The following is a 6,062-nucleotide window of genomic DNA, read 5'->3' on the forward strand; positions in this document are numbered from 1 at the left end:
CTGGACAAAATGACTCCAGATGAGTTTTACTATGACCAGCTACCACAACAAAATAAGGTAGCTTAACTAGAGCAGAGTATCACTTATAAATAAGCTTTTAGTTGTTCAAACAAGTGGGACCACCTCTTTGTTTATTATATATTTTCTTAAAGACCTAAATTTAAGTTTAGGAAGCGATACTTTTAAAATAGATACCCTAAGGGACATCTATAAATACACTAACTATTTAGTTCTTACATTCTTAGTAGCTGGTACTACTTTTCTATTTTGCGAACTTAGCTCATTTATTTTCAATATTTATAATTCAGTTGCTACAACTTTGCACTGGTTGATAAATATTAAATCTGATTCCAATAAAGACCATTAAATATATCCTGATGGGAGTAAGGGGTTACACCTTATGATTATCGACTATGCATATTAACTTCAATCAATTGATCCCCAAAACCACATCAAGTAATTATTTTCTTTTCCCTGTGCATAAGCCCACTCCGCCACTTTATGCGACCGCTCCTTATCTGTCAGAAAACCAAGCACTGAGATCCGATCCACAATAATCAAATCGTGTTCTTCATTGCGCTCCTGCCATTTATGCAAAAACTCATCAGATGCGAGCAAATTACTTTTCTTAGAATTACAACTTGAATCTGCTAATACGAAGTTATGCCCTGTATCTGATGGGTACATCGACCAAGGAATAAAATGATCGACTGCATAATTGCCTTTTTTCATTGGCTTATTACAGTAGAAGCATTTACAGTCTTGTAGCTCGACCAAAACATTTACTACTGCATTTAATTGGTTCCGACTTGGCTCAAACATGAATTGTTATAGGTTCGGCAACTGATTCAAGATTGGAGAGTTACTGCTGTTCTTACGGATGTAGTCTATCTTTCCATATCAACGTTTAACGATGCTTGTGCAAACTCACCCGCATGTTGATTGTAATAATTTATTGTTTTCACTCTTAGTACTTAGGCTAAAACTAAGCTTAGTCTACAAAAAAAACAAAAAAATAAGGGAGCAAAGCATCCCTTATTCTCGACTCGCCAACTTATTTTCAATCCACTTATGGATCTCATAAGCTGACCAGCCAATACGGTTTTGGGTAATTTTAACTTTCTTTGGAAATGTCGGATCATAATACGGTGAGTTTTCATCCATCATTTCATAGATCGTAGAACGTGCAACACCTACAATTTCTACAACCTGCTTAATATTGATGAGTTGATTCATTTGAAAAGTTTGACCAACAAACGCATTCATGAGTTTACTCCTAATCATTCATGCGAGCGGTTATTCGCTCAAATGATATGCAGCTCCGTAAAAATTTAATCTCCTTAACCCTCAACAATCATTCAATTCAAAGTTTGAACAGAACGCTGTAACTCATTCTGTAAATTCAAGCTTGTGGTTTTCTTTTGTTGAGCATCATCGATGCCTTCATCAGATGGATAAAACTCTTCAATGACGTCTAACCCATCACCTGAATCCATTTCAAAAACTGCATTTGCATAACCCTGTCTTGCCTTGTGATCTAAAGCTTCCTGATTAAAACCACTCGATTGACTCTGTTGCTCAATTTCTTTAGCAGTCTGTATAGCTTGCTTTAAATCAACGCCTTCACGTAAAGTTAAATCCACGTAATACACAGGCTGGCGATAGCTTTGGGTCGTGGATTTACCCCGAAGTGTAAGTTGCAATGGCAAACATGAAAGTAATCCATTCGATGCAGCATGGTAGTAACTCAGCCGTGCCGCCAAAGTTCGAATACTGTTAAAACCAGTGGTTCTAAAGATGAAGGTGCCAAGCTCATCCGATTCATCTAAATTGACATGTAGCCGTCCATAAGGCTTGCAATTACCGCCTTGGGCCATTGAACATAAATCAGGTGATGGACATGGATGCTGTGCCACACCTTGACTAGTTAAGCGCTGGCAGGTTTCACCATTGCCGACACAAACGGGGCGTCCAGTTTGACGATCAAATAAACTATATTCGGCTCTCAAATTAAGTTCAGGATCATTGAAAATCATCCGAACTGGTATAGTTCTGAGTTTTTGGTTTTGCGCTTTCGCTCGAAGTTGTTCATCAAGTGGATGTTTCACCCAACCACTATCTTTACTTTGGATTTGACTGGTAATGGTGAACTGATCATCTTTTTCAGGCAGACGCTTGCCATTCTTTTCCACCATTCGGCCAATGCTGATTCGCCCTAAAATAGGCGGTGTTATTGCTAAACCTTTAATCATGATATTCCTCTTTTTAACAATGAAATCGGCATAAAAAATCCCATGCTGTTTGGCATGGGATCGTTATGGCCTTAAATTGATTTGCTTGTGAATCGCGATAAATGAATTCATATCAATCATCATTTGGGTAAATATTGAAGCGTCTTGAACCAGATTTACTTTGCGGAAATTGGTTCAGATATTCAGGGTGCTGTTTAAGTAATGCTTTGCTATCCAAGCTAATCGAGTCTTTGGCCTTTTTCCATGTCACCGAACCAGCTTTAAAGGTCGCACGTTCGGCCTCCTGCATCTTGGCCTGCAACTGGTGCTTTAGCAGATCGAATTGCTCTTGGTGCTTTTCAATATGATTGCGTGCTTGAATCAGCTGCTCAAACTGTTGATTGGCCTGTTCATCTAACGATAAATCTGTCGTACTTAGCGGTACATGTTCTGGATACAGTAATTGCAAGGCTTTAGCAGCCGATTCACTGGCATCTGCATCAGGTGGTGTATCCTTTTCCACGCACTCCCAGAAGTAACGCTCTGCATTCACGATATGCTGAATCACCGATTCTGAACGGGTCACTTTAAATATGCGGGTTTCGTGCCCACAAATCAGCACACAGATATGTGCTGCCTTCCTCCCCGTCACAGCCAGTTGATGCTGGACCTGACACAGTACATATAGAGGCACACCATCCCGCCAAAGCTTAGCGCCATATTCCCCTGCAGTTTTACATTCTAGAATCTGCACATCAGCATCACCCACTACAGAATAATCTAAGTTGGCTAACATGAAATGCTTGTCTGGGTCAGGATGCTGCAGCACAGCATTCACCCGACGGACTTTATAGTTGGTATGCATGCTGTAATACTCAGCGACCAAGGGCTCTAAACGCTTACCCCAATACAGGGGCGCATGACCTTCGCTTTCATCTTCAATCGATTGCTTGATCCGTCCAGTTTTGATCATCCAGAGTTCCAGCATCGACATATAAGGGTTGAGCCCACAGGCTGCGGCGCAGTCACTGCTGCCGATGCCTTGCCTTCGCACTTCCAGCCATTCGGCCTGACTGAGCTTCTTAGTCTCCACAAAACGTTTCGCATTTAAAAGTTTAGGGGGACTGAATACTTTAGGCAGTACAGATGCTGCAGGTAGATTTGATAAATGATTCATTGTGAATTCCTCTATTTTAGATTTTGGGCATAAAAAAGCCGTACCTAAAGACACGGCTTTAAGAGCTTGGTATTTGGGTCATTAGTGAAGAAAAATATTTGCCCTTGTTCTGTGATACTTAGGCTAATTTATAAAAAGAGAACTATTGAGCTTAAGCAAGCATACGCAGCGCTTGTTCGAGTCCACGTTGCTTCAACCCAGCACCTGCGCCAAACCAAGCTGAATCGAGTCGGTGATCTTGACTCATAGCCCGGCGTTCATGATCGGCAAATTCTGTAATACTGCATAGCAAGCCATAAGCAGTATCTTTGGCTGAACTGAGTTCTGCCCCACGACCATGTCCATTAAACATGCTCATGACTTTAGACATGGCGCGTCCATTAGGTTCAGTCTTGTTTTCAGCTTTATTGGATTGGCTTCCTTGCGCTGCCACATTACGATAAAACTGAATAATACTGTCATCCTGTTCGGTTGGACTGAGGCTCGTGTTATTAAACACAGCATCGAAATAAGCAGCCGCTTCCTGTTGAGTGACTTTACGTTGACTCAGTTGTTTCATTTCATACATGTGCTCATTCCATACACGGACGGATATACCGAGTTGCTGTTTAATTTTCTCAGCATCAAACTTGGTGCTGTGTGGCACTTTAACTACGCCTGAACTAGCGTTCTGACCTTTTAAGGCAATCGCTAAGGTGTTATTACACACCACACGAATACTGGTGAATTGTGCTGTTGTTGCCAATGTACCATCACACGCCGTAGCCAAGAGAATGTAACCATTACTGACATCTTTACCCTTTAATGCAGAAGTCTGCCCTGTTTTAGCTAATGCCCAAAATTTCTTTCCTCCTTTAAGTACCCCAGCAGTTTCCAGTTCAAAGCCCGATTGTTCAGTCAGGTCTTTGTAGAAATGCAGAATTTCTTTAGGTTGAACTTCCTGATAACGCTGACTCACCACAGATAAAGGGGCATGCGTATCAGAACGATAAAGTACTCTCTGTTCTTCATAAGGCATGATGATGTTTTGCCCACGTTGATTTTGAGACATATAACTGACGTTGGATGATTCTATACGCCAGTCCATGCCTGCCTGCTGTGCCCAGACTTCAATCGGTTGGTTTTGGGTGAGTTGGTTACCTAAGCCATGCCAAGGGGTTTCACCGACATAGGCCATTTGTTCAATTTGATGTGCCATCGTTCTTTTTCCTATTGAATGTAAATTTTGGTTTTTTGTGTGTTTTAAAGTTGCGAGGTGTTTTGTGGGGGCTAAGCTCGATCTGTAAAGCTCTGGGCAAAGTGATGACCACATTCCAGACACTCATACAGAATTTGTGCTTGCGCGGTTTCTTTCAGCATGGGATTGGGTTGCTGTTCTTGGACATAATTGAGGAAACATGCAGCACAGCCGACTGCTCCACCAATAACAGCACCGACCACATAGACCATCGGACGTTGCCCTTTGATCAGACGGGCACCTGAAATACCCATTGCTGCATAATTGACGATATATTGCATCAGGCTCTGCATCGGTGGTTTAAGTAGGGTTTGACCCAATGAAGGGTTGGGATTGGGTATGTGTGGTGCAGCAATTTCTATTTCATCGCTGGCACACATCGGACAATAAATTCGAGGCATATCGATAACTCCATAAAATTTCAGGCATAAAAAAACCATGCCCCCAAAGGGCATGGTTTTTAATGAGCTTATCTTTGATTCAGTACTTAATTACTAAGGTAGGGTCTCAAGTTTCAGATTTAGTTGAACTGATAACTTCCATTACCCTTGTTCGTTTCAATGTCCACTTGTACTACATTTTCAAAACTGCAACCTCGTAATCGAAGACGAAATACCTGTCCCATTTTGAAATGTAATGGAAAGTTAAATTGCTTGTCATGTCCAATATAGGTACATTGCCCATTATTCACCGTGACATTGGTCACTTCTATCGGTTCTGCTACATTCGAACGAATGGTAATTACTGGGGTACTCCATGAGTATGTCCCTTGTTCATTCAATTCGACCGAAAAAGTTTCAGGTTCCAGCCCTGAACTGCATCCTTGAAAAGCCAATGCGGATAACGAGAGTAATGTGGTTAGACCCAAAGTTTTGATTAAGTTGTGCATTTTGGATTGCTCCTAAATATTGTATTCAGATGTAGAGATATGGATGATTTCCCTCAATTGATATCGAGAAGAGAAAGCCCTTACATCTGGGTAATATGTATTTGAAATTTCTTTATTTTTGAAAAGTACTCAACAGCAGATTTGATCATTTTCACCCGTCCTCCAAATACTGAAGCTCATTAGGTTCTTTAGGAATTTCTGGCTTGACGTATTTTTGTAATAGCGATTCTGGAGACAAATAATTTTCTAGACCAAACTTAAATTTCCATATCGGTGATGTCAGCACATCTTTAAAAGGTACGGTGTCAACTTCCTCAACAGCATCATTGTTTTTCCAAAACACATTAACCGCACTTTTTTGCTTAAATGTATTCGGCTTTATGATTGGTGAGAGATACAATCTGAACCGTACCGGGTTTGTCGGAGACATTTTTATTTAAGTTAGGCCACGTGACCTAACGGGTTAATCTTATCATAGTACATTGCTTCAAACTCAAAAGGCGATACATAACCCAATGCGCTGTGTAC

6 protein-coding genes and 1 pseudogene are annotated in these 6,062 nt (G+C 41.0%); all 7 read right to left on the reverse strand.

What is annotated here, in order from left to right; genetic code table 11:
* Nucleotides 1–426: 426 nt before the first annotated feature.
* Nucleotides 427–891: pseudogene (locus DYI81_RS17395) on the reverse strand (HNH endonuclease domain-containing protein); the annotation flags it as partial.
* A 144-nt stretch (nucleotides 892–1,035) separates the two neighbouring features.
* Nucleotides 1,036–1,266, reverse strand: a complete 231-nt coding sequence (locus DYI81_RS17400; RefSeq protein WP_117008170.1) for an AlpA family phage regulatory protein — start codon at nucleotides 1,264–1,266, stop codon at nucleotides 1,036–1,038.
* A 92-nt stretch (nucleotides 1,267–1,358) separates the two neighbouring features.
* Complete coding sequence (locus DYI81_RS17405; RefSeq protein WP_117008171.1) at nucleotides 1,359–2,252, reverse strand: hydrolase or metal-binding protein; 894 nt, start codon at nucleotides 2,250–2,252, stop codon at nucleotides 1,359–1,361.
* A 112-nt stretch (nucleotides 2,253–2,364) separates the two neighbouring features.
* On the reverse strand, nucleotides 2,365–3,408 hold the full coding sequence (locus tag DYI81_RS17410; RefSeq protein ID WP_117008172.1) for a lambda-exonuclease family protein: 1,044 nt from the start codon (nucleotides 3,406–3,408) through the stop codon (nucleotides 2,365–2,367).
* A 151-nt stretch (nucleotides 3,409–3,559) separates the two neighbouring features.
* A complete protein-coding gene (locus DYI81_RS17415) occupies nucleotides 3,560–4,606 on the reverse strand; it encodes a DUF932 domain-containing protein (protein WP_117008173.1) in 1,047 nt (348 codons plus the stop codon).
* 71 nt (nucleotides 4,607–4,677) lie between these two features.
* The gene (locus tag DYI81_RS17420; protein WP_117008174.1) at nucleotides 4,678–5,046 is read right to left on the reverse strand and encodes a hypothetical protein; all 369 of its coding nucleotides are present in this window, start codon (nucleotides 5,044–5,046) and stop codon (nucleotides 4,678–4,680) included.
* Nucleotides 5,047–5,165: 119 nt separating this feature from the next.
* Complete coding sequence (locus tag DYI81_RS17425) at nucleotides 5,166–5,534, reverse strand: hypothetical protein (RefSeq protein ID WP_117008175.1); 369 nt, start codon at nucleotides 5,532–5,534, stop codon at nucleotides 5,166–5,168.
* Nucleotides 5,535–6,062: the final 528 nt, after the last annotated feature.

This window comes from Acinetobacter sp. SWAC5 (assembly GCF_003419885.1).
Lineage (GTDB): Bacteria > Pseudomonadota > Gammaproteobacteria > Pseudomonadales > Moraxellaceae > Acinetobacter > Acinetobacter cumulans.

Coding starts and splice junctions, on each gene's coding strand:
- DYI81_RS17400 (WP_117008170.1), bottom strand. CDS start 1,266: ATGAATGCGTTTGTTGGTCAAACTTTTCAAATGAATCAACTCATCAAT.
- DYI81_RS17405 (WP_117008171.1), bottom strand. CDS start 2,252: ATGATTAAAGGTTTAGCAATAACACCGCCTATTTTAGGGCGAATCAGC.
- DYI81_RS17420 (WP_117008174.1), bottom strand. CDS start 5,046: ATGCCTCGAATTTATTGTCCGATGTGTGCCAGCGATGAAATAGAAATT.
- DYI81_RS17415 (WP_117008173.1), bottom strand. CDS start 4,606: ATGGCACATCAAATTGAACAAATGGCCTATGTCGGTGAAACCCCTTGG.
- DYI81_RS17425 (WP_117008175.1), bottom strand. CDS start 5,534: ATGCACAACTTAATCAAAACTTTGGGTCTAACCACATTACTCTCGTTA.
- DYI81_RS17410 (WP_117008172.1), bottom strand. CDS start 3,408: ATGAATCATTTATCAAATCTACCTGCAGCATCTGTACTGCCTAAAGTA.